General features: G+C 49.3%; 2 tRNA genes and 2 rRNA genes (1 of these 4 cut by a window edge). All 4 read right to left on the bottom strand.

Annotation, left to right across the window (positions count from 1 at the left end):
• A 23S ribosomal RNA gene (locus tag GWK09_RS14690) occupies positions 1-54 on the bottom strand; it reaches 2,785 nt to the left of the window's first position.
• A 289-nt stretch (positions 55-343) separates the two neighbouring features.
• Positions 344-417 (bottom strand) — tRNA-Ala (locus GWK09_RS14685).
• 260 nt (positions 418-677) lie between these two features.
• Positions 678-751, bottom strand: a tRNA-Ile gene (locus GWK09_RS14680).
• 118 nt (positions 752-869) lie between these two features.
• A 16S ribosomal RNA gene (locus tag GWK09_RS14675) occupies positions 870-2,395 on the bottom strand.
• Together the 16S and 23S rRNA genes with 2 tRNA genes alongside form the textbook arrangement of a ribosomal RNA operon.
• Positions 2,396-2,500: the final 105 nt, after the last annotated feature.

Here is a 2,500-nt window from a genome sequence, read left to right as displayed (position 1 = left end):
TTCTTCGCCTCTGAGAGCCTAGGCATTCCCCATACGCCCTTATTTAGCTTGTCGCCTTTGCCTCGTATTCTAATATCTCTTAAGGTATCTCTTCATACCTTACTCTTTAATGTAAATTCGTGTCTTTACAAGTCTGTAGCTCTCACCCCATCCAGCTTACGCCAGCAAGATTCAAACTACAAACCCTATCCCAATATGTCAATGAACGTTGCGCTTACGCTTCTCTTTGCCTTAAAAGGCGGTAAGCGGACCCGTTAATGAGCAAATTCCAAATTTCAAATTCCAAATTCCAATCGCTTGGTGCTTGGAATTTGTGTTTTAGAATTTGACCCTAAGGGTCTAGTGGAGAATATCGGAGTCGAACCGATGACCTCCTGCGTGCAAGGCAGGCGCTCTAGCCAGCTGAGCTAATTCCCCATGAAATGGAAATTCCAAATTCCAAATTCCAAATTCCACTGAGGACTCTCCTTCAGCCTCTAAAATTTCCAGTCTATTCCTTTTCAATGAACGTATCCCCTAAAGGGAAATTCCAAGTAACAAATTCCAAATTCCAAAAATCGCATTCCAACTTGGTGCCTGGAATTTGGTGTTTATCTTTTGCCAGGCCCTTGCCTGGTTTGTAGTCTCCACGCTCATGCGTGGCAAGCAGTCAATCTTTTACTGCCTTCGACTCTTAGTAGTCTCAGGCAGACTCGAACTGCCGACCTCTACATTATCAGTGTAGCGCTCTAACCAGCTGAGCTATGAGACTGCATTTATTTTAAAATAATGGTAGACAGCTTTAAAACCCTTTAAAGAAAGAAACTCCAGAACCGCCCTGATGGCAGTTTGTATGACCACTTCTTCGAATCAAAGCATCAATTCTCTAGAAAGGAGGTGTTCCAGCCGCACCTTCCGGTACGGCTACCTTGTTACGACTTAGCCCTAGTTACCGATTTTGCCCTAGGCCGCTCCTTGCGGTGACGGACTTCAGGCACTCCCGGCTTCCATGGCTTGACGGGCGGTGTGTACAAGGCCCGGGAACGTATTCACCGGATCATGGCTGATATCCGATTACTAGCGATTCCAGCTTCACGGGGTCGAGTTGCAGACCCCGATCCGAACTGTGACCGGTTTTATAGATTCGCTCTCCGTTGCCGGATGGCTGCTCTCTGTACCGGCCATTGTAGCACGTGTGTGGCCCAGGACGTAAGGGCCGTGATGATTTGACGTCGTCCCCACCTTCCTCACGGTTTGCACCGGCAGTCCCGCCAGAGTCCCCAGCATTACCTGTTGGCAACTGACGGCAAGGGTTGCGCTCGTTATAGGACTTAACCTGACACCTCACGGCACGAGCTGACGACAACCATGCAGCACCTTGCAAAATGTCCGAAGAAAAGTCTATCTCTAAACCTGTCATTCTGCATTTAAGCCCTGGTAAGGTTCCTCGCGTATCATCGAATTAAACCACATGCTCCACCGCTTGTGCGGGCCCCCGTCAATTCCTTTGAGTTTCATTCTTGCGAACGTACTCCCCAGGTGGGATACTTATCACTTTCGCTTGGCCGCCGAACCCTAAAGCCCGACAGCTAGTATCCATCGTTTACGGCGTGGACTACCGGGGTATCTAATCCCGTTCGCTCCCCACGCTTTCGTCCATCAGCGTCAGTCGATAGTTAGTGACCTGCCTTCGCAATCGGTGTTCTATGTAATATCTATGCATTTCACCGCTACACTACATATTCCGGCCACTTCACTATGACTCAAGACAACCAGTATCAAGGGCAGTGCTACGGTTGAGCCGTACCATTTCACCCCTGACTTAATCGCCCGCCTGCGGACCCTTTAAACCCAATGATTCCGGATAACGCTCGGACCCTCCGTATTACCGCGGCTGCTGGCACGGAGTTAGCCGGTCCTTATTCTTACGGTACCGTCATCTCACGACACGTCGTGATTATTCTTCCCGTATAAAAGCAGTTTACAACCCATAGGGCTGTCTTCCTGCACGCGGCATGGCTGGATCAGGCCTTCGCCCATTGTCCAATATTCCTCACTGCTGCCTCCCGTAGGAGTCTGGTCCGTGTCTCAGTACCAGTGTGGGGGATCCCCCTCTCAGGGCCCCTACCTATCATAGCCATGGTGAGCCGTTACCTCACCATCTAGCTAATAGGACGCATAGCCATCCCGTACCGCCAAAACTTTAAATGATAACCGATGCCGATCATCATTACTACGGGGTATTAATCCGAATTTCTCCGGGCTATCCCCCTGTACAGGGTAGGTTCTATACGCGTTGCGCACCCGTGCGCCACTCGTCAGCGGAAAAGCAAGCTTTTCCCTGTTACCGTTCGACTTGCATGTGTTAGGCCTGCCGCTAGCGTTCATCCTGAGCCAGGATCAAACTCTTCATCGTTATAACATTAATATCTCATCAATGCAATAACCCTCAAAAGCTGTCCCGCCTCAAAACGGTTCTTTGTGTTTCCTTAAATCTTTAAAGAATCTTAATCAATCCATA

The sequence above is a fragment of the Muriicola jejuensis genome (assembly GCF_010671595.1).
GTDB lineage: Bacteria > Bacteroidota > Bacteroidia > Flavobacteriales > Flavobacteriaceae > Muriicola > Muriicola jejuensis.
Note: the sequence above shows the minus strand (reverse complement) of the source record. Positions and strands in the feature narration are given on the sequence as shown.